This is a genomic window from Actinomadura kijaniata (assembly GCF_014138665.1).
GTDB classification, from domain to species: Bacteria; Actinomycetota; Actinomycetes; order Streptosporangiales; family Streptosporangiaceae; genus Spirillospora; species Spirillospora kijaniata.
The window spans coordinates 424380-449693 of record NZ_JACJIA010000007.1 but is presented as its reverse complement, the minus strand read 5'-3'; the positions used below and the strand labels follow the sequence as shown (position 1 = coordinate 449693).

The window sequence follows — 25314 nt, the reverse complement described above, 5'->3', positions numbered from 1 at the left end:
CGCTATGACAAACTCGCCGCGCACTACCAAGCAGCCGTCACCCTGGTCAGCACCCTGCTCTGGATCACATCGTGATCCACCGGACACGACCTAGGGCGGGCGGCTCCGGTCAGCGGTCGGCGGGGGCGCAGGGGTCGCAGCAGTCCGGCCCGGCGTCCCCGCCGGTCCCGACCGCGACCGGGGCCGGATCCGCGGCCTCGCCGGGGTCGTGGCGGACCAGCAGCCGCCGCGGCCCGGGGCCCTGGTCGCCGAGCCGGTCGTAGGGGTTGGCCAGGGCGCACTTGCGGATGGACAGGCAGCCGCAGCCGATGCAGTCGTCGAGGCTGTCGCGCAGCTTGCGCAGCTGCTCGATGCGCTCGTCCAGGTCGGCGCGCCACATCTCCGACAGCCGCTCCCAGTCCTCGGCGGTGGGGGTCCGTTCGCACGGCAGCGTCTCCAGCGCCTCCTTGATCGTGGCGAGCGGGATGCCGACCCGCTGGGAGACCTTGATGAACGCGACCCGGCGCAGCGTGTCGCGGGAGAAGCGCCGCTGGTTCCCGGCCGTGCGGCGGCTGGTGATGAGGCCCTTGGACTCGTAGAAGTGCAGCGCCGAGACCGCGACCCCGCTGCGTTCGGCGAGCTGCCCCACGGTCAGCTCGTTGACCCTGTACTCCAGACGCGTCATGTCCGGCATCCTACGAGGCCGGGCGGCGCGTGGAACCCCCGTCCACTCCCGCGGGCCCCTACAGCGGCGCGGCCGAGGTCCCGCCGGGCCCGGCCTGGTGCCGGTACCGCTCGGCGGCGCGCCTGCCCAGGGCGCGGGCCCGGAACGCCCCGCCGATCAGCAGCGCCCCGAACACCAGCGCGACGATCCCGACGACCCGCACCATCGCCAGCGCGCCGTCCACCGGCCAGGCGAACAGCAGCACGCCGAACAGCACCGACACGAGGCCGGTCAGCGCGTAGGTCCAGGAGCCGTCGACCTCGTGGCGCAGCCCGAACGCCGCGATGATCTCCATGACGCCGGTGACGACCGCCCAGCCGGCGATCAGGTACAGCAGCGCCAGCGCGGTCAGGCCGGGCCGCAGCAGCGCCAGCATGCCGAACGCGATGCCCGCGATCCCGACCAGCGCCAGCAGCCAGCGGGCCGCCCCGCCCCGGCCCCCGACCGCCGCCAGCAGACCGAACACCCCGTCGACCAGGGCGTAGGCACCGGTCACGACCACCATGGCCCACAGGGTGATCTCCGGGCGGAACAGCGCCAGCACCCCGAACAGCACCGCGAACAGGCCGCGCAGCGCCAGCACCCACCAGTTGCGGGTGATCATGTCAATCATCGGTACCTCCCGTGTTGTCGGCGCCCGCGACCGTGCCCGCGACCGTGGCCGTGCCCGCGACGGGGACCGAGTGGACGTCGATGGCCAGGGCGACGCCGTCGCCCGCGCCGATCCGGACGCGCGCGCCCTCGGGGGTCCCGCCGTTCAGCGGCATCCGCGACAGCGGGTCGTCGACCTCCTCCTGGCGCAGCCCGCCCCGCGGCGGTCACGGGGCCCTAGTGCAGGGCTAGCCGGGCGGCGTGGTCGGCAAGACCAAGGAACGTCCCGGATTGGGCAAAAGCACCCGGTCAACGAGGAAGGGACGGCCCCGGGGGATGTCCCCCGGGGCCGTCCCTTACCGGCTCAGGTCACTCGCCCAGGCGGTTGACCAGCGCGTTGTACTCGTCCCACAGCTCCTTGGGCAGGTGGTCGCCGAAGGTCTCGAAGTGCTCGGGAACGAGCGCGGCCTCTTCCTTCCAGACCTCGGTGTCGACCGACAGCAGGGTCTCCAGGTCCCGCTCGGAGATGTCCAGGCCGTCGGTGTCCAGCGCCGCCCTGGTCGGCAGGTGGCCGATCGGGGTCTTGACGGCGTCGGCCTGCCCGTTCAGCCGGTCCACGATCCACTTGAGCACGCGGCTGTTCTCGCCGAAGCCGGGCCAGATGAACCTGCCGTCGGCGTTCTTGCGGAACCAGTTGACGTAGTAGATGCGCGGCAGCTTCTCGGCGTCGGTGGACTTGCCGATCTTCAGCCAGTGGGCGAAGTAGTCGCCCATGTTGTAGCCGCAGAACGGCAGCATCGCGAACGGGTCGCGGCGCAGCTCGCCGACCTTGCCCTCGGCGGCGGCGGTCTTCTCGGAGGCGACGTTGGCGCCCAGGAACACGCCCTGCTGCCAGTCGAACGCCTCGGTGACCAGCGGCACGGCGCTGGCGCGGCGGCCGCCGAACAGGATCGCCGAGATCGGCACGCCCTTGGGGTCCTCCCACTCCGGCGCGATGATCGGGCACTGCGACGCCGGGGTGGTGAAGCGGGCGTTGGGGTGGGCCGCCGGGGTGCCGGACCCGGGGGTCCAGCGGTTGCCCTTCCAGTCGGTCAGGCCGGCCGGGGGCTCGTCGGTGAGGCCCTCCCACCACACGTCGCCGTCGTCGGTCAGGGCGACGTTGGTGAAGATGCTGTTGCCCCACAGGGTCTTCACGGCGTTGGCGTTGGTGGTCTCGCCGGTGCCCGGGGCGACGCCGAAGAACCCGGCCTCGGGGTTGATGGCGTACAGGCGGCCGTCCTCCCCGAAGCGCATCCAGGCGATGTCGTCGCCGATGGTCTCGACCTTCCAGCCGGGGATGGTCGGCTCCAGCATGGCGAGGTTGGTCTTGCCGCAGGCCGACGGGAACGCGGCGGCGACGTAGCGGGCCTCGCCGTTCGGCGGGGTCAGCTTGAGGACGAGCATGTGCTCGGCCATCCAGCCCTCGTCGCGGGCCATGGTCGAGGCGATGCGCAGCGCGTAGCACTTCTTGCCCAGCAGGGCGTTGCCGCCGTAGCCGGAGCCGTAGGACCAGATCTCGCGGGTCTCGGGGAAGTGCGAGATGTACTTGGTGGAGTTGCACGGCCAGGGGACGTCCTGCTGCCCCGGCTCCAGCGGCGCGCCGACGGAGTGGACGCACTTGACGAACTGGCCGCGCTCCTCGATCAGGCGCAGCGCGGGCGTGCCCATCCGGGTCATGATCCGCATCGAGACGGCGACGTAGGGCGAGTCGGTGATCTCGACGCCGAGCTGGGAGATGTTGCCGCCGAGCGGGCCCATGCAGAAGGGCACCACGTACATGGTGCGGCCCTTCATGCTCCCCTTGAACAGCTCGCCGAAGGTCTCGCGCATCTCGGCGGGCGCGATCCAGTTGTTGGTGGGGCCGGCGTCCTGTTCCTTCTCGGAACAGATGTAGGTGCGGTCCTCTACTCGCGCGACGTCGCTGGGGTCGGAGGCCGCGTAGAAGCTGTTGGGCCGCTTGTTCGGGTCGAGGCGTTTGAACGTGCCCTGCTCGACCAGGAGGTCGGTCAGACGCTCCCATTCGGCATCCGAGCCGTCGCACCATTCGATTCGCTCGGGCTGGGTCAGCTCGGCGATCCCGCGCACCCAGTCAATCAGTTCGGCGTGACTGGTGGGGGCCTGGTCGAGGCCGGGGATCTGGTTGGACACGGGCAACTCCTTCAGCAGTTCGCAGGATCTCTGCATCATGAACAAAGCCCTGCGTTTTTGCCATTTGGTCTGGACCACTCGGTCCCCCATTTGAGGGGGCTTGGTACCCGTTTGTGATTGATCTCACCTCGGATGACCCTGTTACGGGCGGGTTTCCACCGTCCGCATGAAGACGGTCAGGCTGGGTATACGCGCGTTTCGGCCGCCTTGACCGCGACCCATATCGTGCTGCCCTCGATCAATTCCAGTTCCGCGACGGCCGCCGGGGTCACGTCGGCGGCGGCGGACAGCGGCGGACCCTCCAACTGCACGCGCATGCGGTCCCCCTGGCGTTCCACGCCCCCCACGCGCGCCTGCCACAGGTTGCGGGGGCTGCCGTCGGGGCGGCTGCGGTACAGGGCAACCGATGCTGGCGCGAAGGATAGAAAAACGTCACCTTCGAGATAGTCGACCACGTTCAGGTCGATCATGGCCCCGCCCCGTTCGTCGCGGACCGTCACGACCGTCCCCCGGGCGTGGCCGCGGTAGAGGTTGAGGCCGACCAGGCGCGCCACGTAGTCGGTGCGGGGCCGCCGGGCGATCTCGGCGGGCGAGCCCCGCTGGACCAGGCGGCCGTCCTCCACGACGACCAGGCGGTCGGCGAGGACCATGGCGTCCAGGGGGTCGTGGGTGACCAGGACCGCCGCGCCGGCGAAGCCCGCCAGGTGGCGGCGCAGGGCGGCGCGGATCTCCAGCCGGGTGTGGGCGTCCAGGGCCGACAGCGGCTCGTCCAGCAGCAGCAGGCGGGGTTCGACGGCCAGCGCGCGGGCGAGGGCGACGCGCTGGGCCTGCCCGCCGGACAGGGCGCGCGGCCGGGCGGCGGCGTGCTCGGCGAGCCCGACCCGGTCCAGCCACGCGGCGGCGCGGGCGCGGGCGGCCTTCCTGCCCAGCCCCTGGCAGCGGAGCCCGAACGCGACGTTGTCCAGCGCGCTGAGGTGCGGGAACAGCAGGTAGTCCTGGAACACCATGCCGATGCCGCGCCGGTCGGGCGGCAGGTGCCGCAGGTCGGTCCCGTCCACGCGGACGTGCCCGCCGGCGGTCGGGACGAGCCCGGCCAGGGCGCGCAGGGCGGTGCTCTTGCCCGCGCCGTTGGGGCCGAGCAGCGCGACGACCTCGCCGGGCGCGGCGGTGAGCGCCAGGTCCAGGTCGAACGCGGCGCGCCGCACCACCAGCCGGGCGTCCAGCCCGGCGGCCCCGGCGCGCGTCCCGGCCGCGGCGCCGGTCGTGTCGGTCGTGTCGGTCACGCGGCCCCCGTCCACCGGTCCCGGAGCGCGGCCAGCACCAGCACCGACACCGCCAGCAGCACGAGGCTCAGCACGATCGCGGCCTGCGGGTCGGTCTCCAGCGCCAGGTAGACCGCCAGCGGCATGGTCTGGGTGCGGCCGGGGAAGTTGCCCGCGAACGTGATCGTCGCGCCGAACTCGCCCAGCGCCCGCGCCCAGCACAGCACCGCGCCCGCCGCGACGCCGGGCGCGACCAGCGGCAGCGTGACGCGCCGGAACACCGTCCAGCGGCCCGCGCCGAGGGTGGCGGCGGCCTCCTCGTAGCGCAGGTCGGCGGCGCGGATCGCGCCCTCCACGCTGATCACCAGGAACGGCATCGCCACGAACGTCTCGGCCAGCACCACCCCGGCGGTGCTGAACGGCAGCGTGATCCCGAACCAGGCGTCCAGCCACTGCCCCACCACGCCCCGGCGGCCCAGCACCAGCAGCAGCGCGACGCCGCCGACCACCGGGGGCAGCACCAGCGGGACGGTGACCAGCGCCCGGACCAGCCGCACGCCCCGGAACGGCACCCGCGCCAGCATCCACGCCAGCGGCACCCCCAGCAGCAGGCACAGCGCGGTGGCGAGGGTGGCGGTCACCAGCGACAGCCGCAGCGCCTCCAGGACGTGCGGCTGGGCGAGGCGGGTGCCGAGGGTGGACCAGGGGGCGCGCCACAGCAGCCCGGCCAGCGGCAGGACCAGGAACGCCAGGCCCAGCAGGGCGGGCAGCAGCAGGACCAGCGGTACCCGCCCGCTGGGCGCGCGCCGGGCGCGGGCGGCGCGTTCGGCGGGCGGGGCGGCGGTCACGGCGCCTCGAACCCGGCCCCGGTGAGCGCGGCGCGGCCCTGCCGCGACAGCACCAGGTCGACGAACTCCCCGGCCAGCGCCGACTGCGGAGCCTTGGCCAGGGGCGCGATCGGGTAGTCGTTGACGGCCCTGGCGGACTCGGGGAACTCCACGCCGCGCACCCGGGCGGCCGTGGCCCTGACGTCGGTGCGGTAGACGAGCCCGGCGTCGGCCTCGCCCATGCGGACCTTGGTGAGCACGGCCTTGACGTCCTGCTCCCGGGAGACCGGCCGGACGGTGACCCCGGCGGCCGACAGCGCCTTCCCGGCCGCCGCGCCGCACGGGACCTGCTCGGCGCACAGCACGACCTTCAGGCCGGGCCGCACCAGGTCGGCGAGCGAGGCGATCCTGCCGTCCCCCCGCGCGGGGACCGCGATGACCAGGCGGTTCCTGGCGAACACGCGGGGCCGCCCGGCGGTCGCGCCCCCGTCGGCGACCGGCTTCATGGTGGCGGGGCTGGCGGCGGCGAACACGTCGGCCGGGGCCCCCTGGGCGATCTGCTGCGCCAGGGTGGAGCTGCCGCCGAAGTTGAACCGCACCCGCACGCCCGGACGCGTCCCCTCGAACGTCTTCCCGAGGGCGGTGAACGTCTCGGTGAGCGACGCGGCGGCGAACACCGTCAGCGTCCGGTCGCCGCCCGGTCCGGCGGCCCCGCCGCCCCCGCCCTCGACCTGTCCGCAGCCCGCCGCGGCGAGCAGGGCGAGGGCCGTGGTGGCGATGCTGGCGCGCTTCATCCGTGTGCACTCCCGGGCTCGGGGACGTCAGGCGGGGCCGGGTCGTTCCACGACCACGGTGGTGGACTTCACGACGGCCTCGGCGACCACGCCGACCTCCAGGCCGAGCTCGTCGGCCGCCTCGCGGCTCATCAGCGACACGATCCGGAACGGCCCGGCCTGGATGTCGACCTTGGCCATCACGCGGTCGCGCACGATGTCGGTGACGATGCCCCGCATCCGGTTGCGCGCCGAGGAGAAGCCGGGCTCGCCGTCCTGGCGGGACTGGGCGCGCACGAACGCGGCCAGTTCGGCGCCGGGGATGATGCGGTGCCCGTGCTCGTCGCGGGTGGCGGGCAGTCTCCCGCCGTCCACCCAGCGGCGCACGGTGTCGGCGCTGACCCCGAGCAGGGCCGCGGCCTCGCTGATGCGGAACGTGGTCACACCGCAAAGCGTAGACCCTCGCAGATGACGGGCACATCTGGAGATAGCCCCAGAAGTTGCGAGCGGGAGACGACGACCTCCCTGGCAGATGCTCCAGTCGCGCATCCACCGGAGCGTGACCGAATCCGCTTCGGTTCGGGGTTCCCGGCGTCCGCCCCGAATGCCACCATCGGGGAGGAGCCCCGACCGGTCCGAGGAGGAACGTTGACCCGTGCACAGCCGACGACCCTGGTGATCGACCGGAGGGGGACGGCGAGCCTGCGGTCGCGGGCCGTCTCCGCGGGGGTCCGCCGCCTCCTGCAACCGCGCCTGGCCCGGTACGCCTCGGCGCCCCTCGACGAGACGGCGCTGCGCCGGGCCGCCGCCATCGACCGGATGGCCGCGCGCGGCCGCCCGCCGCGCGGCACGCACTGCCGGCGGATCCGCTTCGACGGCTTCGAGGCCGAGTGGGTGCACGGGCCGGGCGTCGGCCGCGACCGGGGCCGGGCGATCCTGTACCTGCACGGCGGCGGCTGGATCTGCTGCGGCCTCAACACGCACCGCCGGATGGTCGCGCACTTCAGCGCGGCGGCCGGGGTCCCGGCGCTGTCGGTGGACTACCGGATGGTGCCGAAGGTCCGCTTCGAGCAGGAGGTCGACGACTGCGTCACCGCCTACCGGTGGCTGCTGGAGGACCAGGGGGTCCCGCCGGGGAACATCGTGATCATGGGGGACTCGGCGGGCGGCTACCTGACGTTCGCCACCGCCCTGCGCGCCCGCGACGAGGGCCTGCCGCAGCCCGCCGCCCTGGCGGCCCTGTCCCCCATGCTCGACATGGACCTCACCGCCAAGCTCGCGCACGCCAACGTGGACCTGGACCCGTCGGCGCCCGGACCGCTGCTGGAACGCCTGGTCGAGGGCATCCTCGGGCAGCTTGACCCGGCCGACCCGAAGGTCTCCCCCGTCCGCGCCGACCTGGCGGGGCTGGCGCCGACGCTGCTGACGGCGGGCTCGACCGAGCTGCTGTACTGCGACTCGGAGGTGATGGCGCGGCGGCTGGCGGAGGCGGGCGTGCCGGTGACGCTGCAGGTGTGGGACCGGCAGCTGCACGTGTTCCAGATGTTCGGCTCGTTCCTGCCCGAGTCGCGGGCCGCGATCGCCGAGCTGGGCGCGTTCACGCGGCGGGCGTTCGCCGGGGAGCTGCGCGACGCCGACGCCCTCGACGTGGCCGACGCCGCCACCGAGGCGGGTTGACCTCAAGCCCGCTTGAGGTCCTAACGTTCCGGGCATGGACACGACGACGAACGACGTCTTCACCCCCGCCGAGCGCGCCTACCTGGAGAAGCAGGGCATCGGCCGGCTGGCGACGATGGGCCCCGGCGGGCCGCAGGTGCGGCCCGTCGGGTTCCGGCTCAACGACGACGGCACCATCGACATCGGCGGCCCGGACAACGCCAACAGCCGCAAGTACCGCAACGTCCAGGCCGACCCGCGCGTGTCGTTCCTGGTGGACGACATGACGCCGCCGGACGACCCGGACGCGGTGCGGCCCGGCTGGGGGCGCGGCGTGGAGATCCGCGGCACCGTCGAACTGGTCAAGGGCGAGATGCACATCGGCAAGGGCTTCTTCAGCGACGACCTGATCCGCGTCCACCCCGAACGGGTCATCAGCTGGCACCTCGACCCCGAGCGCCCCGAGGGGGAACGCCGGTCGGTCAGCCCGCGCGACGCCGCGCGGCGGTGACGGGGCACCGCCCGCCGCCCACCGCCGGGGACGGCGGGACCGGCACCGCCCCGTGGGCCCCGCCGGGGCCGGACACCGCCCGCCGCAGCGCCTCGGGCTCGGGCCGCCGCACGTACGCCGGGCGCAGGTCGGCCTCGTCGTAGTAGCGGTGGAACACCGGGGTCGCCGCCCCGGAGATCGGCGGAACGATCCACGACCAGTCGGCGGGGCACACCCGTCCCGCCGCCTCCTCCCGCGCCAGGTGGATCAGGAAGCGGCGCGCCTCGGTGTGGTGGTCGGTGACGGTGACGGCCGCGGCGCGGAACGAGTGCAGCACCGCCACGTTCAGCTCCACCAGCGCCCGGTCGCGCCACAGCGTCGCCTCCTCGGAGCGGTCGAGGCCGAGCAGGTCGGCGATCTCGGACAGCAGGTCGTAGCGGTCGGTGTCGGCGAGGTTGCGCGCGCCGATCTCGGTGCCCATGTACCAGCCGTTGAACGGCGCGGCCGGATAGGTGACCCCGCCGATCTCCAGGGTCATGTCCGACACCGCCGGAACGGCGTGCCAGCGCAGCCCGAGGCGTTCGAACCACGGGAAGTCGGGGTGGGCGAGCGGCACCTCCAGCACCACCTCCGGCGGCAGGTCGAAGACGCGGACCGGTTCGCCGGGCACCTCCACGACCAGCGGCAGCACGTCGAAGCGGGTGCCGGCGCCGCCGGGCCAGCCCAGCGCGAGCGCGGCGGCGGTGAGCGCGACGTTGGCGGGGTCGCCGACCACCCCGTCCGGACGCCGGTAGCCGGCGTACCGGATGAGCTGGGAGTTCCACAGCCGGGGGCCGGGCCGTCCCGGCCCGTCCGGCGCGAACACCGTGATGATCGGCCGGATCCGCCCGCCGCCGGTGGCCGCCGCCAGGTGCTCCACGCATCCGGCGGCGACCTCCTCGGGGGCGCGGGCGTGCCGCAGGTCCCGCACCCGCAGGCTGCGCCAGTACAGCCGTCCGATGCACCGGTCGCTGTTGCGCCAGGCGACCCGCGCGCCGAACGTCAGCTCGGCCTCGGTGTGCCGGTAGGTGCCGGTCTCGGCGATCTCCGCCCGGACCCGCCGCAGCCGCTCCTCCAGGTCCCCCGACCGCCGGTCCTCGGCGTGGAACATCCGCAGGAACTCCTCGGCGGCCCGCCGGACGGCGCCCTCGGCCGGGACGTCGGCGGAGGCCCCGGCCGGGATCCCGTCCGCCGCGACCGGCCGGACCGCCCGCGCCCTCGTCTTGCGCCCGAAAAGCGACATGAACCCCCCTGTGACCGAATGAAAGCACTTGATCACTCGACGTCACAGGATGCCATGAAGGTTGCGGCGCGTCAGGGATTCCTCACTATTCGCAGGAAGTGGACGCCTTCCGTCCGTCCCCCGCCGCCCCCAGCGCCCGCGCGACCATGCCCAGCGCGGCCCAGTCCACCGTCCGGCCGCGGCACAGTTCGCCGAAGGTGGTGACCTCCGCGCGCGTCACCTCGCCGTCGGCGGCGACGCCGCGCGGCCCGGCCGCGCGCAGCAGGGCCAGCTCGTCCTCGGTGACCTCGGCGGCGAACACGTGCGCGCGGTGCGCCGTCAGCCCCGCGTCGACCTGCCGGTCGCCGACGGGCCGCAGCCGCTCGGGGGCGAGGGTCAGACCGGTCTCCTCGGCGAGCTCGGCCAGCGCGTCGGCCAGGGGCTCGCCCGCGCCCGACCCGCCCGGCGGCTCGTGGACGCGGCCGTCGGGGGTGGCGGCGGGACCGCGCGCCTCCCCCACCAGCACGACGGCGGTCTCGTCGAGGGTCGGTCCCGGCCGGTACAGCACGACCGCGGCGACGTCGGGGCGCAGCACCACCAGCTCGTCGCGCTTGACGCGGTCCTCGGCGGCCACGCGCAGGGTGACGCGCAGCCCGGTGTGCACGTTCTCCCGCCACAGCACCCGCGCGGCCAGCAGCGTGTCGCCCGCCGCGCGCCGGGCGGCGTACCAGTCCTGGAACTCCGCGGTCCGCCAGACCAGCAGCGGCACCTCGCGTTCGCCGCCGGCGCGGGTCGCGCCCTCCCCGATCCGCCCCAGCGCGGCGGCCACGACGCCGGGCACGTCGGTCGCGGTCGGCACGCCGCCCTTGCGGGCGTAGTGCAGCAGGTAGGCGTTCCTCGGCGCCTCGGGCGGCGCGCCGAACACGGCGCGGCCGCTGTCGTGCCACATGCCCCACTCCACGTTGGTGGTGAACGCGGGCATCGTCGCCAGGTCGCGCGGCACGTAGAACAGCACCTCGTCGGCCAGGTGGAGGCAGCGTTCCTCCCAGTCGACCTGGCCGGTGTAGTCGTCGTAGCGATCGTGCCGGTGCTCGGGGACGAACACCACCAGGCGCCCGCCGCCCCTCCAGCGCGCGGTCAGCTCCGCGACGGCGGCGGGCCGCCAGGACGCCACCTCCGGCGAGCGGGGCGTGGGCCCGGCCAGGAAGACCGCCGCGTCCCAGGACGGTGGCGGCTCCTCTCTCGCGTGGACCACGACCGTCTCTCCCATGTTCCGCTCCTTCCGCACCGTCGCGCTTGGCCCCCGCCCGACGGGGTACAAGCCGCCCCAAAAACCAAAACAGAACAACGAATGCCCGATCTGGAGGATCGATCATGGCGGGCACCATGCGGGTACCGCGCAGCCGGGGCGCCCTCTGCGGAACGCTCCTGGTACTGCTGGGGCTGTGGGGCGGGCTGCTCCCGTTCGTCGGCCCCTACCTGGACTTCGGATTCGAGCCGGACCGGCCGTGGGTGTACAGCGCCGAACGGCTGCAACTGAGCGTCGCGCCGGGCGCCGCCACGGTGCTCGGCGGGCTGGTCGTGCTGGTGAGCGCCAACCGGGTGCTCGCGATGGCCGGGGCCTGGCTCGCCGCGCTCGGCGGCGCGTGGTTCGCGGTGGGCACGCAGGTCGCCCGGCTGTGGGACGTCGACGGCGTCGGCAGGCCGCTGGGCACCGAGGAGGGCCGGGTGCTGGGCGAGCAGCTGGCGGCGTTCTCCGCGCTCGGCGTGGTGGTCGTCTTCCTGGCCGCGCTGGCGCTGGGCCGGTTCGCGGTGGTGGGCGTCAAGGAGGCGCGGGCCGCCGACGGCCACGACGTCCACGACGGCCCCGCCGACCGGGACCGGGAGGCCGACCCCGACGCGGGCACCACCCAGCCGATCGCACCGGCCGCCGGACGGTACGGGCGCGACGCGCCGCCGTCGCCGTGGGGCCCGGTGCCCGACGACCGGCGGGTCGCCGGGGAGCGGGAGGAGCGTCCCCGCTGAGGGAACGCCGGTCAGCGGTTGCGGCTGCGCATGTTGCGCACGGACTTGGTGGTCTCGTAGCTCCGCTTGTCCTCGACGTCGATGTCGTCCCGGTCGGTGAACATCGCGATGAACGCCACCAGCAGCCCGACCCCGCCGATCCACGGCTCCCGCCACGCGAAGCTGAGCGCCACGCATCCGATCGCGATGGAGATCAACAGCAAGAGCTTCACGTACGCACCCCTCAGAACGCGTTCCCGTTGCCCGGTCAACGAGTAATGGAAGGCTTACTTCCCTCCGGTCCCGGCATCCTGACACGCGAAGGCCCGTCCGGGGAAGCCCCGGACGGGCCCTGTCACGTCACCGGCCGCCTACTTGCGGCGGCCGCGCTTCTCCCGGATCTTCATCGTGATGTCGATCGGGGTGCCCTCGAAGCCGAACTCCTCGCGCAGCCGCCGCTCGATGAAGCGCCGGTAGCCCTCCTCCAGGAACCCGGAGGTGAACAGCACGAACCGGGGCGGGCGCACGCCCGCCTGCGTCGCGAACAGGATCTTGGGCTGCTTGCCGCCGCGGATCGGGTGCGGGTGCGCGTTGACCAGGTCGGCGAAGAACTGGTTCAGCTTGGCGGTCGGCACGCGGGTGTTCCAGCCCTCCAGCGCCGTCTCGATCGCCGGGACCAGCTTCTCCATGTGGCGGCCGGTCTTGGCCGAGACGTTCACGCGCGGGGCCCAGCGGGCGTTGTGCAGCTGCCGGTCGATCTCGCGCTCCAGGTAGTGGCGGCGCTCCTCGTCCAGCAGGTCCCACTTGTTGTAGGCGATCACCAGCGCGCGGCCCGCGTCGACCACCATGGAGATGATCCGCAGGTCCTGCTCGGCCAGCGGCTCCTCGGCGTCGACCAGCACGACGGCGACCTCGGCGCGCTCCAGCGCCGACTGGGTGCGCAGGATCGCGTAGAAGTCGGCGCCCTGGTTCTCCCGGTGCCGCCGCCGGATCCCGGCGGTGTCGATGAACCGCCAGGTCTTGCCGCCGAGCTGGATCTCCTCGTCGATCGGGTCGCGGGTGGTGCCCGCCACCGCGTCGACGACGGCGCGGGTCTCGCCCGCCAGCTTGTTCAGCAGGCTGGACTTGCCGACGTTGGGACGGCCCAGCAGCGCCACCCGGCGCGGCCCGCCGAGATCGGTGAACGTCTCCGGCGGGGCCTCGGCGGGCAGCGCCTCCAGCACCGCGTCCAGCAGGTCGCCCGAGCCGCGGCCGTGCACGGCGCTGACCGGGTGCGGCTCGCCGATGCCCAGCGACCACAGCAGGGCCGCGTCGGACTCGGCGCCCACGTCGTCGACCTTGTTGGCGACCAGCACCACCGGCTTGCCGGAGCGGCGCAGGATCTCCACCACGGCCTCGTCCACGTCGGTGGCGCCCACGGTGGCGTCCACCACGAACATCACCACGTCGGCCAGGTCGACCGCCAGGCGGGCCTGCTCGGCGATGGCGGCGGCCAGGCCCTGCGCGTCGGGCAGCCAGCCGCCGGTGTCCACCACCGTGAACCGGCGGCCGTTCCAGGTCGCGTCGTAGGCGACCCGGTCCCGGGTCACCCCCGGCACGTCCTCCACGACCGCCTCACGGCGCCCGATGATCCGGTTGACCAGCGTGGACTTGCCGACGTTCGGCCGCCCCACCACGGCCACGACCGGCGCGGGCGGCAGCTCGCGCTCCGCCTCGTCGCCGAACCCGGCCACTTCGATGTCGTATTCGCTTTCGCTCACTGTGTTCTCCGCAGGCATTCGCTCGGCCTGCTCATTGAAGTTCTTTGGCGAGGCGGACGATCGCCTCGATGACCTCGTCGAGCGTCAGCTCGGTCGAGTCGATCTCGTGTGCGTCGTCCGCCCTGGTCAGCGGGGACGCCTTGCGGGTGGAGTCGAGCCGGTCCCGGCGGGCCTGCTCGGACCGCACGACCGCCACCGACGCGCCCGGGTCGGCGGCCAGGTCCCGGGCCCGGCGCGCGGCGCGGACCTCCTCGCTGGCGGTCAGGTAGACCTTCAGCCGGGCGTCCGGGACCACGACGGTGCCGATGTCGCGGCCCTCGGCCACGATCCCCCCGTCCCCGATGATCTCACGCTGCAACGCCACCATGCGTGCCCGGACCTCGGGAACGGCGGAGACGGCGCTGACGGCGTTGGTGACCTCGCGGGAGCGGATCGGCCCCGACACGTCCTCCCCGTCCACCGCGATGGTCGGGGTGACCGGGTCGGTGCCCGACTCGATGACCGGGTCGTCCACCCGGGCCGCGACGGCCGCGGCGTCCTCCACCGGGACGCCGTTGCGGAGCATCCACCACGTCATGGCGCGGTACATGGCTCCGGTGTCGAGGTAGCGCAGGCCCAGCGCGCGGGCGACGCCCTTGGAGGCGCTGGACTTGCCCGTCCCGGAGGGGCCGTCCATGGCGATGACGAGCGGCACGATCGCTCCCTTTCTAGCGGTCCTGCGTGCCCGCGGACGCGCGGCGGGCGGGGATGGCGGGGCGGCGCCCCAGGTTACCGGTCCCCTCGACCCCCGCTCACAGAACGCGTCGGGGGCCTCGGGTTCTTCCCGCGCGGCTCAGCCGGGGACCGACCAGCCGCGCGAACGCAGCTCGGCGGCCAGCTTCTCGGCCGCCTCGGGCTTGACGACGATCTCCAGGACGCCCAGCGGGCGGCCCGGGGAGTGCTCGATGGTGACGTCCTCGATGTTGACCCCGGCGATCCCGGCCGCCTGGAAGATCATCGCGAGTTCGCCGGGGCGGTCGGGGATGACCACCGGGACCGTGGCGTAGGTCTTGTCCTGCGAGCCGTGCTTGCCGGGGATGCGGGAGCGGCCCGCGTTGCCGCGCAGCAGCAGGTCCGCGACGTGCGCGGCGGCGCCCTCGCTGCCGTCGCGCAGCAGCGAGGCGGCCACGGCCAGGTCGGTGGCGACGGCCTCCAGCACGTCGGCGACCGGGTCGGCGTTGGCGTTCAGGATGCCGATCCACAGCTTGGGGTCGCTGGCGGCGATGCGGGTCACGTCCCGCACGCCCTGCCCGGCCAGGCCGAGGGCGGTGTCGTCGGCGCCGGTGAGGCGGGCGGCGACGGCGGCCGACACCACGTGCGGGGCGTGCGAGACCAGCGCCACCGACCGGTCGTGGTGACCGGCGTCCACGGTGACGGCCTGCGCGCCGCAGGCCTGGACCAGGGCGGTGACGGTCGCGACGGCCTCGGGCCGGGTCTCGGCGGTCGGGCACAGCGCCCAGGGGCGGCCCAGGAACAGGTCGGGGCGGGCGGCGGCCGGGCCGGAGCGCTCGCGTCCGGCCAGCGGGTGGCCCGCGACGAACGAGGTCAGGTCGCAGCCCAGGTCGGCGGCCTGCCGCAGCGGCAGCGCCTTGACGCTGGCGACGTCGGTGTAGACGGCGGCCAGCCGGCGCTTCTGGGCGTCCAGCAGGGTGACGGCGACGGCGGCGGGCGGCACGCACAGCACCGCCAGGTCGGCGGGCTCGCCGGGGCCGCCGGCCGGCAGGGCGTCGCCCGCGCCGAGCTCGACCGCCATCGCCAGCGCGGTCTCGTCCCGGTCGGCGAGCAGCACCTCGCCGCCCCGCCCGCGCAGGGCCAGGGCGATCGAGGTCCCGATCAGCCCGGTCCCGATCACCACGATGCGCGCGGGGACGCTCTCTTCTTCCACCCGACCTTCAGCCACCCGTCAAGGGTAGCGGCCGGCGGCACCCGTCCAGGACGCCGCCGGGCCCGCGCCGCGGGCGGCTACTGGGCGATGTCCAGCCGCAGCGCCTGCGCGCCGCGCAGGTAGACGTGCTGCATCTCCGACCGGGGCCGGTCGGTCTCGATGTGCGCCATCAGCCGGATCACGCGGGGCAGGGCGTGCGGGACGTCGATCTCCGCGGCGCACAGCAGCGGCACCTCGTGGAAGCCGAGCTTGCGCGCCGCCAGCGCCGGGAACTCGGCGGTCAGGTCCGGCGTCGCCGTGAACACCACGCTGATCACGTCGTCGGTGGTCAGGCCGTTGCGGGTCATCACCTCGGCGACCAGCTCGGTGGTCGCCTCCAGGATCAGCTCCCGGTCGTCGGCGTCCACCTGGGTCGCCCCGCGCAGCGCGCGTACCGCCACAGTCGTCCCCCTCCTCGAACGGCCGGGCCTACAGGCCCACGGCCTTGTACAGCTCGCCGATCTCTTTCACCGTCAGCGCCCGCATGTTGCCGGGCCGCAGCAGGCCGAGCTTGATCGGCCCGAACTCTACGCGGGCCAGCTGCTGCACGGGGAAGCCGACCTCCTTCAGCAGGCGGCGCACGATGTGCTTGCGGCCCTCGTGCAGGGTGATCTCCACCAGCACCCGCCGGCCGACCTGGTCGAAGATCCGGAACCGGTCGGCCTTGGCCATCCCGTCCTCCAGCTCCACGCCCCTCTTCAGGGTCCGGCCGAGGTCGCGCGGGATCGGGCCGTGGATCTCGGCCAGATAGGTCTTGGCGACGCCGTAGCTGGGGTGCATCAGGCGGTGCGCGAGCTCGCCGTCGTTGGTGAGCAGGATCAGGCCCTCGGTGTCGGTGTCCAGGCGGCCGACGTGGAACAGCCGCTCGGGCACCTCGACGTAGTCGGCCAGGGACTTGCGGCCCCGCTCGTCGGCCATGGTGGACACCACGCCGCGCGGCTTGTTGATCAGGTAGTAGCGCATCTCGGCGCGGGTCTCGACGCGGCGGCCGTCGACGTGGATCACGTCGCTCTGCGGGTCGACGCGCTCACCGAAGCGGAAGACCTTCTTGCCGTTGACCGTGACCCGGCCCTCGCCGATCAGCTCCTCGCAGTGGCGGCGGCTGCCGACACCGGCGTCCGCCATGACCTTCTGCAGGCGTACACCCTGGGTTTCGGCTCTTTCGGTCACTTGTCCTCAACTATCTCTTCAGGCAGGTCGTCGGGCAGGTAGGGGGCCAGTTCGGGCAGCTCGTCGAGGCCGCGCAGCCCCAGCCGCTCCAGGAAGTAGTTCGTGGTCCGGTACAGGATGGCCTGGCCCTCGGGGTCCTGGCCGGCCTCCTCGATGAGTCCGCGCAGCGTCAGGGTGCGCATCACCCCGTCGCTGTTGACGCCGCGGATCGACGAGACCCGCGCGCGGCTCACCGGCTGGCGGTAGGCCACCACGGCGAGGGTCTCCAGCGCGGCCTGCGTCAGCCTGGCCTGCTGGCCGTCGGTGACGTAGCGTTCCACGACCGGGGCGCAGACGTCCCGGGTGTAGAAGCGCCAGCCGCCGGCGACCTCCCTCAGGTCGAACCCCCGGCCCTGTTCAGTGTATTCCGCCGACAGCGCGCGCAGGGCGGCGGAGATCTCGTGGGTGGGGCGCTCCAGCAGCTGGGCGAGGGTGATCTCGCTCACCGGCTCGTCCACCACCAGCAGGATCGCCTCGATGGAGGCGTACAGGCCCGGCCCCTCCTCCGCGGCGGAGGTCTCGGGAGTGTCGTCGGGAAGCGGATCGGTCATTCGGCGTCCTGTCCGGGCTGTTCGTTCTGCTGGTCCTTGGGCCTCTCGCGGGAGCCCTCGTAGTCGTCGCCGACCTCGACGTCGCCCTCGTCGGCGCCGATCCAGGTGACGTGCAGCTCGCCGAGCGGCTCGTCCTGCTCGAACGTGACCGCCAGCTCCCGGTACAGCTCCAGCAGCGCCAGGAACCGGGCCACCACCTCGAACGTGCCCTCGGCGTCGTCGGCCAGCACCCGGAACGTGGTCCGCCGCAGCTCCCGCAGCTTGGCGACCACGATCGCCGCCTGCTCCCTCACGCTCGCCCGGGGCTGGTACATGTGCTCCACCGACACCGTCGGCGGGGCCTTGGGCGCCATGGCGCGGGCGGCGAGCCGGGCGAACTCCTCGGGGCCGAGGCCGAGCAGCACCTCGGGCAGCAGGTTGGCGAAGCGGGGCTCCATCGGCACCAGGCGCGGGTAACGGCGGTTCGCCTCGGCCATCCGCCGCGCCAGGTCCTTGGCGACCTCCTTGTAGGCCCGGTACTGCAGCAGCCGCGCGAACAGCAGGTCGCGGGCCTCCAGCAGCGCCAGGTCCTCCTCGTCGTCCACCTCGCCCGAGGGCAGCAGCCGCGCCGCCTTCAGGTCCAGCAGCGTCGCGGCGACCAGCAGGAAGTGGCTGGCCTGGTCCAGGTCCCAGTCCCGGCCGTGCGAGCGGATGTGGGCGATGAAGTCGTCGGTGACCTTGTGCAGCGACACCTCGGTGATGTCGAGCTTGTGCTTGGAGATCAGCTGGAGCAGCAGGTCGAACGGGCCCTCGAAGTTGTCGAGGTGGACCTGGAAGCCCTGGTGCTCGCCCGCGGCGTCCGGCGGGGAGTCGGGTGGGGCCGCGGAGCCCTCGCCTGGGGCGTCCGGGGCGGCGGGTTGCGTCACGGATACCAACCGTAGTCGACCGTCAGGCCTCTTCGAGGCGGCGCACCAGGGTGCTGGACGCGCCGCGCGCCTCGTAGTCGGCCAGCATCGCGGCGACGGCCTCCCGGACCAGCCGCCCCCGGTCCACGGCCAGGCCGTGGTCGGCGCGCAGGACCAGCCGGAGCCGTTCCAGCTCCAGCAGCTCGGCGCGGGACAGGTACACCGTGATCTTGGTGTCGTGGCGCTGCCGGCCGGAGGGGCGGCGCGGGGCCGCGGCGGGCTCGGGGGCCGGCTCGGGCTCGGGCGCGGGCGCGGGGCGGGCGGGGAGGGTGGGACGGAAGATCTCGTCCGCCCCGGGAAGACTCACCCTACGAGCCGCCACCTTTCGAGCACCTCCCGTGCCAGACCCCGATACGCGTTCGCCCCCATCGAGTTGGGGTCGAAGTAGGTGATCGGCTCCCCGGCGACGGTGGCGTCCGGGAAGCGTACCGTGCGGTTGATGACGGTGTGGAACACCTTCTCGCCGAACGCCTCGACGATGCGTCCCAGCACCTCGCGGGTGTGCAGGGTCCGCGAGTCGTACATGGTGCCCAGCACGCCGTCGATCACCAGGTCGGGGTTGATGCGCCCCTGGACCTTGTCGATGGTCTCCATCAGCAGGGCGACGCCGCGCATGGCGAAGTACTCGCACTCCAGCGGGATGAGCACGCCGTGGCTGGCGGCCAGCGCGTTGACCGTCAGCAGGCCCAGCGACGGCTGGCAGTCGATGAGGATGTAGTCGTAGTGCGGGACGGCCGACTTCAGGGCCCCGGCCAGGATGTACTCGCGGCCCACCTCGTGGACGAGCTGCACCTCGGCGCCGGACAGGTCGATGTTGGACGGCAGCAGGTCCATCCCCTCGACGCCGGTCTCGATGACCACGTCCTCCCACTCGGTGTCGCGTTCGAGCAGCAGGTTGTGGATGGTCATGTCGAGCTGGCGGGGGTCGCCCTTGCCCAGGCCGACCGAGAGCGCGCCCTGCGGGTCGAAGTCCACCAGCAGCACCCGGCGGCCGTACTCGGCCAGCGCGGCGCCCAGGTTGATGGTGGTGGTGGTCTTGCCGACGCCGCCCTTCTGGTTGCAGATCGACACGATCCGGGCCGGGCCGTGCTCGGCCAGCGGCTCGGGATCGGGGAAGACCGGGACGGGCCGCATGGTGGGTCCCAGCGCGGCCCGCGGATCGGTCTCTATGGTGGCGGACGCCAGAACGTCCTCGGCAGCGTGTGTGCTCGTCACCCAGATCCCTCCCCGGCGGCCGGAATGCCATCCAGAACCGGGACTCTATGGCCTGTCACCTCGGGTCTCAAGCTGACGCGCGCCAATGGTCGCGATTTGTCGGCGCACCCGTCTAGCTGCGGGCACGCGGATGGGAGGTCGCGTAGACCTCGCGAAGCAGTTGCACTGTGACCAGAGTGTAGACCTGGGTGGTGGTCACCGAGGCGTGTCCGAGCAACTCCTGGACGACCCGCACGTCCGCGCCGCCGTCCAGCAGGTGGGTGGCGAACGAGTGGCGCAGCGTGTGCGGCGACACCTCCTTCAGCCCGGCCCGTTCGGCGGCGGCGCGCAGCACCATCCACGCGCCCTGCCGGGACAGGCGGCCCCCGCGGGCGTTGAGGAACAGCGCGGGCCCGCCGCGCCCGCCGCGGCCGAGCTCGGGGCGGGCGCGCACCAGGTACGCCTCGACGGCGCGGCGCGCGTAGTCGCCGACGGGCACCACGCGGGCCTTGCCGCCCTTGCCCGCGACGCGCGCGAACCCCTCGTCCAGGTCGAGGTCGTCGATGTCGAGGCCGACCGCCTCGGAGATGCGGGCCCCGGAGCCGTACAGCAGTTCCAGCAGCGCGCGGTCGCGGAGGGCGCGGGCGGTCCCGGCGGCGCCCTCGTCCGAGGTGGAGGCGGCCGACAGCAGGCGCTCCACCTCGTCGATGGAGATCGCCTTGGGCAGGCGGCGCGGCGGCGTGGGGGGCCGGACGTCGCGGGCGGGGTCGTCGGCGGCCAGTCCCTCGCGCAGCGCGAAGCGGTGCAGGCCGCGCACGGCGACCACGGCGCGGGCGGCGGACCCGGCGGACAGCGGCGGATGGTCGGCGTCGCCCTCGCGCAGCGCGACCAGGAACGCCCGCACGTCGTCCTCGGTGACCTCGCCGATGGCGGCGCGCCCGCGTTCGACCAGGGTGGCCAGGTAACGGCGCAGGTCGCGACGGTAGGACGACAGGGTGTTGGCGGCCAGGCCCCGTTCGACGGCCAGATGTCCCAGGTAGGTGCGCACGGCGGACTCCAGCGCGGCGCCGGCCGCCGGGCCGGTGCCGGGGGCCGGGCCGGTGCCGGGGGCCGGGGCGGCGTGCGAGCCCGTCGCGCTCGGGGACAGTGGGCACCTCATTCCGGTGGATCGCCGGTGGGACGTGCCCATCATGCCCGTTCCGGACCACTGGAGCACGGCGACACCCACGCGCGAAGAACGCCCTCTACCGACCCGTCCCCCACCCGACGCCCCGCAACCGACGCGCACCTGCACCAACACCCTCCGCAGGGGCCCCACCCATGCGTTTCGGGGCGGATACGCCGTGGAGCCCCCCGCGTGTCCTTGCGGGGGGCTCCACGGCTTTCGAGCTCTTTACTCCTCCGGGGCGTCCGCGGGGCGCAGGGCGCGGTAGCCGTCGGCGCGGGCGGCGTGGACCGCCAGGATGCCCAGGCACGCCAGCATGTTGTGGACGTGACCGGCCAGGACCTTGGCGACGGCCTCCTCCAGCGGCACCCAGACGACCGGCATGTCGGCCTCCTCGTGGACCCGCTCGAAGTCGATCTCCTCGGCGGGGACCAGGGTGAGGTCGCGGGCCAGGAAGATCCGGGAGCGTTCGTCGGACATGCCCGAGGACGGGTACACGTCGACGAGGGTGTCCCAGCGGCCGGCGCGGTACCCCGACTCCTCCAGCAGCTCGCGGGCGGCCAGCTCGTGCAGCGGCTCGCCGTCCTTGTCGCGCAGCCCGGCGGGCACCTCCCACAGCAGGTGCCCGACGGGGTGGCGGTACTGGCGGATCAGCAGCACCCGGTCGCGGTCGTCCAGGGCGAGGATCCCGACCGAGCCCGGGTGCTCGATGACGTCGCGGCCGACGATCTCGGTGTCCGCGCCGTTCGGCATGCGGACCCGGTCGCGGCGCACGTTGAACACGTGGCCCTCGAACGGGCGCTCGCCGCCGGTGACCTCCCAGCGTTCGGGACGGTCGCGGACGTCGCCGGGGCCCGGGTCGCGGGGGTCGCTCACTCCTGGTCCGCCCTGGCGGCCGTCCCGCCGCGCGCGTCGGCGTAGTCGATCGCCGCGGAGACCAGGCCCTTGAACAGCGGGTGCGGGCGGGTCGGGCGGGAGCGGAACTCCGGGTGCGCCTGGGTGCCGACGAAGAACGGGTGCGCCTCGCGCGGCAGCTCGACGTACTCGACCAGGCGGCCGTCCGGGGACAGGCCGGAGAAGGCCAGGCCCGCCTGCTCCAGCCGCTCCCGGTAGGTGTTGTTCACCTCGAACCGGTGGCGGTGGCGCTCGGACGCCTTGGCCTCGCCGTACAGCTCGCGGACGATGGAGCCCTCGGCCAGGTCGGCCGGGTACAGGCCCAGCCGCATGGTGCCGCCCATGTCGCGCTCGCCGGAGACCACGTCGACCTGGTCGGCCATGGTGGCGATGACCGGGTGGGTGGTGGCCGGGTCGAACTCGGTGCTGCCGGCGTCGGCGATCCCGGCCAGGTGCCGGGCGCCCTCGATGACCATGCACTGCAGGCCCAGGCAGATGCCCAGCAGCGGCAGGCGGTTCTCGCGGGCGTACCGGATCGCGCCGACCTTGCCCTCGATGCCGCGCACGCCGAACCCGCCGGGGATCAGCACGCCGTCCACGCCGTCGAGTTCGCGCTTGGCGCCCTCGGGGGTCTCGCAGTCGTCGGACTTGACCCAGCGGATGTGGACCTTGGCGTCGTTGCCGAAGCCGCCGTGGCGCAGCGCCTCGGTGACCGACAGGTAGGCGTCGGGCAGGTCGATGTACTTGCCGACCAGCGCGATGGTGACCTCGCGGGAGGGCTGGTGCACGTGGCGCAGCAGCTCGTCCCAGGCGCCCCAGTCCACGTCGCGGAACGGCAGGCCGAGGCGGCGCACCACGTAGGCGTCCAGGCCCTCGGAGTGCAGCACCTTGGGGATGTCGTAGATGCTGGCGGCGTCGACGGCGGAGACCACGGCCTCGCGGTCCACGTCGCACATCAGGCTGATCTTGCCCTTGAGCCCGTCGGTGATCGGCCGGTCGGAGCGGCACACGATCGCGTCGGGCTGGATGCCGATGGAGCGCAGCGCGGCCACCGAGTGCTGGGTGGGCTTGGTCTTCAGCTCGCCGGACGGGCCGATGTAGGGCAGCAGCGACACGTGCAGGAAGAAGCAGTTGTCGCGGCCGATCTCGTGCCGGATCTGGCGGACGGCCTCCAGGAACGGCAGCGACTCGATGTCGCCGACGGTCCCGCCGACCTCGGTGATGACCAGGTCCACGTCGTCGGCGGCCATGCCGCGGATGCGGTCCTTGATCTCGTTGGTGATGTGCGGGATGACCTGGACGGTGTCGCCGAGGTACTCGCCGCGCCGCTCCTTGGCGATCACGTTGGAGTAGACCTGGCCGGTGGTGACGTTGGCCGAGCCGTGCAGCTCGACGTCCAGGAACCGCTCGTAGTGGCCGATGTCCAGGTCGGTCTCGGCGCCGTCGTCGGTGACGAAGACCTCGCCGTGCTGGAACGGGTTCATCGTGCCGGGGTCGACGTTGAGGTAGGGGTCCAGCTTCTGCATGGTGACCCGCAGGCCGCGCAGGGCGAGCAGCCGGCCCAGGCTGGAAGCGGTCAGTCCCTTGCCGAGGCTAGAGGCGACACCGCCGGTGACGAAGAGATGCTTGGTAGGACGCGTTCTACCAGTGGCTGCCGAAGGCAAGAAGACACTCCCGTGGTCGTTGCGAGGCGGACGGTACCGCACTGTCCACGGGCCACCAGGATAACAGGCGGCACGACGTGTCCCGTCCGGGACTCGCCCGGCCGGGTCCCGATCGGACCCCCAGGTCAGGGGTCGTTCGGGGAGGCTTCGCCGCCCCGGCGGCCGGTGGGCCGCCGGGGCGGGGCCGCGGCTACAGGCGCGGCGTGGCCGCCGTCGGCATGATGGTGCGCAGCTGGCGGGTGAGTTCGTCGATCAGCGAGCGGGCCTGGTCGGCGGCCTGCTTGGCGGCGTCGCGCTCCTGCGACAGCTCGGCGATGGCCGCGCGCTGCTCGGTGACGGCCTGGGCGAGCTGGTCGACCCACTGGTCGCGTTCGGCGAGCTTCTCGGCGATCGCGTCGCGTTCGGTGGCCATCTGGCGCATCCCGGCCACGGCCTGGTCGCGTTCCCGGGAGGCCTGGTCGGCGCGGCCGCGGGCGATGGTCAGCTCCGACTCGGCGCGGGCCTGCGCCTGCTCGGCGGACTCGCGGGCGCGTTCGGCGGCGGCCAGCGCCTGCTGGGCGGTCTCCAGGGCGCGCTCGTTCTGCTTGGCGGCCTCCAGGGACTGCCCGGCCATGTCGAGGGCCTGCTGGCGCTCGGACTCGGCCTCGGAGGCGCGGCGCTCGGCGTCGACGGCGCGGCTCTCGGCGGACTTGGCGCGCACGTCGGCGCCCTTGGCCAGGTGCTCGGACTCGGTCATCCGGCGCTCGGCCTCCTGGGCCCGCGCCTCGGCGCTCTTGGCGCGGCGCTCGGACTCGGCGGCCCGCACGTCGGCGCCCTTGGCCAAGTGCTCGGACTCGGTCGCCCGGCGCTCGGACTCGGCGACGCGCCGTTCGGCCTCCTGGACGCGGCGCTCGGCCTCGGCGGCGCGGCCCTCGGCGGTCTGGGCGCGCAGCCGGTTGTCGTCGGCCTCCTTGGTGGCGCCCGCGACGGCGTGCTGGAGGTTCTGCACGCTGGTCTCGGCGTCGGTGAGCTTGGCGCGCAGCCCGGCGAGTTCGGCGTGGGCGTTCTCCAGGGCGCGCGACAGCTCGGTGGCCTGCTCGGTGACGCGGTCGCGTTCGGACTCGACGGCGCGGCGGGCCCCGACGGCGTCCTCGACGGCGCGCAGGGCGTCGTCGCGGGCCTCGCTCATCGCGTCCCGCTGGGTGATGGCCTGGCGGACGGTGGCCTCGGCCTCGGCGACGCGCCGTTCGGCCTGCTCGACCTGGGCGCGGGCCTGCTCGGCCTGCGCCTGGGCCTGCTCCATGCGGACGCGGGCCTGCTCGGCCTGGGACTGGGCCTGCTCCATCTGGGAACGGGCCTGCTCGGCCTGCGCGCGCGCCTGCTCGGCCTGCACCCGGGCCTGCTCGGCCTGGCCGCGGGCCTGGTCGGCCTGGGCGCGGCCCTGCTGGGCCTGGTTCCAGGCGGCGGCGGCGTCGCGCTGGGCCTCCTCCTTCTCGTCCTGGAGGGAGGCGATCTGCTGGACCGCCTCGGCCTGGACGTCCTTGGTGCGCTTCTCGGCCTCGGCGAGCTGGCGCTCCAGCTCCACGGCGCGGCGCTCGGCCTGCTCGGCCTGGCCGCGCGCCCGCTGCACCTCGCCCCAGGCGGCCGCCGCGTCGCGCTGGGCGGCCTCCTTCTCGGCGGTGAGGGCGGAGATCTTGGCGGCGGACTCGTTCTGCGCCTCGGTCAGCCGCCGCTCCAGGTCCACGGCGCGGCGGTCGGCCTGCTCGGCCTGGCCCCGGGCGCGCTGCACCTCGCCCCACGCGGCGGCGGCGTCGCGCTGGGCGGCCTCCCTGTCGGCGGTGATCTGCGAGATCTGCGAGGCGGCGTCGTTCTGCGCCTCGGAGACCTTGCGCTCGCCCGCCGCCAGTGCGTCGCCGATCAGGTCGGCCATCTGCCGCAGCCGCTCGACGATGTCCCACGGCTGCGCCTCGGGGGCGTCGGGCTCCCCGGCGGGGTTCGCGGCCTTGATCGGTTGCTGGGCCGCCTGGACCACCTCGGGCTGGGGGCCCGTGTCACGTCCGACCGGGGTGGGCCAGGGCGAACCGGCGTCCCGCACGCTCCGCGAACCACCCGATCCGTTCAGCTCGCTCACTGTTCTCCTCGCCTGCTCGCTGCACTCCTCGCCTGGCGGCTCGTCGCATGGCTCACCAAAGGCACTCTAGTGCCGACCAGCGGAGCGTTTGCCCAGTTTGGGGTTT

The 25314-nt window shown here is 73.7% G+C and carries 27 protein-coding genes; 3 read left to right on the top strand and 24 right to left on the bottom strand.

Going from position 1 to position 25314, the window contains the following annotated elements:
• Positions 1-109: 109 nt before the first annotated feature.
• The 8 genes from soxR to HNR61_RS27335 form a co-directional block, all read right to left on the bottom strand.
• A complete protein-coding gene (gene soxR / locus HNR61_RS27370) occupies positions 110-664 on the bottom strand; it encodes a redox-sensitive transcriptional activator SoxR (RefSeq protein WP_182846037.1) in 555 nt (184 codons plus the stop codon).
• A 58-nt stretch (positions 665-722) separates the two neighbouring features.
• On the bottom strand, positions 723-1316 hold the full coding sequence (locus HNR61_RS27365) for an HdeD family acid-resistance protein (protein ID WP_182846036.1): 594 nt from the start codon (positions 1314-1316) through the stop codon (positions 723-725).
• A complete protein-coding gene (locus tag HNR61_RS27360; protein ID WP_182846035.1) occupies positions 1309-1470 on the bottom strand; it encodes a hypothetical protein in 162 nt (53 codons plus the stop codon). Before HNR61_RS27360 ends, HNR61_RS27365 begins: the two co-directional genes overlap by 8 nt.
• A 193-nt stretch (positions 1471-1663) precedes the next feature.
• Positions 1664-3481 (bottom strand): phosphoenolpyruvate carboxykinase (GTP), encoded by a 1818-nt coding sequence (locus HNR61_RS27355; RefSeq protein WP_182846034.1) that lies wholly within the window; start codon positions 3479-3481, stop codon positions 1664-1666.
• 176 nt (positions 3482-3657) lie between these two features.
• Positions 3658-4764, bottom strand: coding sequence for an ABC transporter ATP-binding protein (locus HNR61_RS27350; protein WP_312898122.1), 1107 nt, complete (start codon positions 4762-4764; stop codon positions 3658-3660).
• Positions 4761-5591, bottom strand: coding sequence for an ABC transporter permease (locus tag HNR61_RS27345; RefSeq protein WP_182846032.1), 831 nt, complete (start codon positions 5589-5591; stop codon positions 4761-4763). The genes HNR61_RS27350 and HNR61_RS27345 overlap by 4 nt, the downstream gene beginning before the upstream one ends.
• Entirely contained in the window at positions 5588-6364 is a 777-nt protein-coding gene (modA, locus tag HNR61_RS27340; RefSeq protein ID WP_182846031.1) for a molybdate ABC transporter substrate-binding protein, read from the bottom strand. The genes HNR61_RS27345 and modA overlap by 4 nt, the downstream gene beginning before the upstream one ends.
• Positions 6365-6391: 27 nt before the next feature.
• Positions 6392-6787: a TOBE domain-containing protein gene (locus HNR61_RS27335; protein WP_067813308.1), complete on the bottom strand. Its 396-nt coding sequence runs from the start codon at positions 6785-6787 to the stop codon at positions 6392-6394.
• A gap of 204 nt (positions 6788-6991) precedes the next feature.
• Here HNR61_RS27335 and HNR61_RS27330 point away from each other — a divergent pair, with 204 nt between their 5' ends.
• Positions 6992-8020 carry an alpha/beta hydrolase gene (locus HNR61_RS27330; RefSeq protein WP_182846030.1) on the top strand — a complete coding sequence of 343 codons (1029 nt, stop codon included), beginning with the start codon at positions 6992-6994 and terminating at the stop codon, positions 8018-8020.
• A gap of 34 nt (positions 8021-8054) precedes the next feature.
• Positions 8055-8510: a PPOX class F420-dependent oxidoreductase gene (locus HNR61_RS27325; protein WP_067813310.1), complete on the top strand. Its 456-nt coding sequence runs from the start codon at positions 8055-8057 to the stop codon at positions 8508-8510.
• Here the strand turns inward: HNR61_RS27325 and HNR61_RS27320 are convergent.
• A complete protein-coding gene (locus HNR61_RS27320) occupies positions 8482-9771 on the bottom strand; it encodes a nitric oxide synthase oxygenase (protein ID WP_182846029.1) in 1290 nt (429 codons plus the stop codon). The genes HNR61_RS27325 and HNR61_RS27320 overlap by 29 nt on opposite strands.
• A gap of 85 nt (positions 9772-9856) precedes the next feature.
• Complete coding sequence (locus tag HNR61_RS27315; RefSeq protein ID WP_182846028.1) at positions 9857-11020, bottom strand: nucleoside 2-deoxyribosyltransferase domain-containing protein; 1164 nt, start codon at positions 11018-11020, stop codon at positions 9857-9859.
• Positions 11021-11124: 104 nt separating this feature from the next.
• Between HNR61_RS27315 and HNR61_RS27310 the strand changes: the two genes are divergently transcribed.
• Positions 11125-11775 (top strand): hypothetical protein, encoded by a 651-nt coding sequence (locus HNR61_RS27310; RefSeq protein ID WP_182846027.1) that lies wholly within the window; start codon positions 11125-11127, stop codon positions 11773-11775.
• 11 nt (positions 11776-11786) lie between these two features.
• On the opposite strand, the gene HNR61_RS27305 is transcribed toward HNR61_RS27310, so the two are convergent.
• From HNR61_RS27305 to HNR61_RS27240, 14 genes are all read right to left on the bottom strand, one after another.
• Positions 11787-11987 (bottom strand): hypothetical protein, encoded by a 201-nt coding sequence (locus tag HNR61_RS27305; protein WP_182846026.1) that lies wholly within the window; start codon positions 11985-11987, stop codon positions 11787-11789.
• A 138-nt stretch (positions 11988-12125) separates the two neighbouring features.
• Positions 12126-13532 carry a ribosome biogenesis GTPase Der gene (der, locus tag HNR61_RS27300; protein ID WP_182846025.1) on the bottom strand — a complete coding sequence of 469 codons (1407 nt, stop codon included), beginning with the start codon at positions 13530-13532 and terminating at the stop codon, positions 12126-12128.
• Positions 13533-13545: 13 nt separating this feature from the next.
• Positions 13546-14208 carry a (d)CMP kinase gene (cmk, locus tag HNR61_RS27295; RefSeq protein ID WP_312898121.1) on the bottom strand — a complete coding sequence of 221 codons (663 nt, stop codon included), beginning with the start codon at positions 14206-14208 and terminating at the stop codon, positions 13546-13548.
• A gap of 138 nt (positions 14209-14346) precedes the next feature.
• A complete protein-coding gene (locus HNR61_RS27290) occupies positions 14347-15453 on the bottom strand; it encodes a prephenate dehydrogenase (protein ID WP_312898120.1) in 1107 nt (368 codons plus the stop codon).
• A gap of 62 nt (positions 15454-15515) precedes the next feature.
• A complete protein-coding gene (aroH, locus tag HNR61_RS27285) occupies positions 15516-15878 on the bottom strand; it encodes a chorismate mutase (RefSeq protein ID WP_067813320.1) in 363 nt (120 codons plus the stop codon).
• 28 nt (positions 15879-15906) lie between these two features.
• On the bottom strand, positions 15907-16647 hold the full coding sequence (locus HNR61_RS27280; RefSeq protein ID WP_312898119.1) for a pseudouridine synthase: 741 nt from the start codon (positions 16645-16647) through the stop codon (positions 15907-15909).
• On the bottom strand, positions 16644-17237 hold the full coding sequence (gene scpB, locus HNR61_RS27275; protein ID WP_182846023.1) for an SMC-Scp complex subunit ScpB: 594 nt from the start codon (positions 17235-17237) through the stop codon (positions 16644-16646). The genes HNR61_RS27280 and scpB overlap by 4 nt, the downstream gene beginning before the upstream one ends.
• Entirely contained in the window at positions 17234-18142 is a 909-nt protein-coding gene (locus HNR61_RS27270) for a segregation and condensation protein A (protein ID WP_182846022.1), read from the bottom strand. The genes scpB and HNR61_RS27270 overlap by 4 nt, the downstream gene beginning before the upstream one ends.
• A 22-nt stretch (positions 18143-18164) precedes the next feature.
• On the bottom strand, positions 18165-18488 hold the full coding sequence (locus tag HNR61_RS27265; RefSeq protein WP_312898118.1) for a hypothetical protein: 324 nt from the start codon (positions 18486-18488) through the stop codon (positions 18165-18167).
• Complete coding sequence (locus tag HNR61_RS27260) at positions 18485-19366, bottom strand: ParA family protein (protein WP_246443858.1); 882 nt, start codon at positions 19364-19366, stop codon at positions 18485-18487. The genes HNR61_RS27265 and HNR61_RS27260 overlap by 4 nt, the downstream gene beginning before the upstream one ends.
• A 142-nt stretch (positions 19367-19508) precedes the next feature.
• Positions 19509-20534: a site-specific tyrosine recombinase XerD gene (gene xerD / locus HNR61_RS27255; protein WP_182846020.1), complete on the bottom strand. Its 1026-nt coding sequence runs from the start codon at positions 20532-20534 to the stop codon at positions 19509-19511.
• Between the two features lie 234 nt (positions 20535-20768).
• Complete coding sequence (locus HNR61_RS27250; protein WP_312898117.1) at positions 20769-21416, bottom strand: NUDIX domain-containing protein; 648 nt, start codon at positions 21414-21416, stop codon at positions 20769-20771.
• On the bottom strand, positions 21413-23098 hold the full coding sequence (gene pyrG / locus HNR61_RS27245; RefSeq protein ID WP_182846019.1) for a CTP synthase: 1686 nt from the start codon (positions 23096-23098) through the stop codon (positions 21413-21415). Before pyrG ends, HNR61_RS27250 begins: the two co-directional genes overlap by 4 nt.
• A 190-nt stretch (positions 23099-23288) precedes the next feature.
• Positions 23289-25208 (bottom strand): coiled-coil domain-containing protein, encoded by a 1920-nt coding sequence (locus tag HNR61_RS27240; protein WP_182846018.1) that lies wholly within the window; start codon positions 25206-25208, stop codon positions 23289-23291.
• Between the last annotated feature and the right edge of the window lie 106 nt (positions 25209-25314).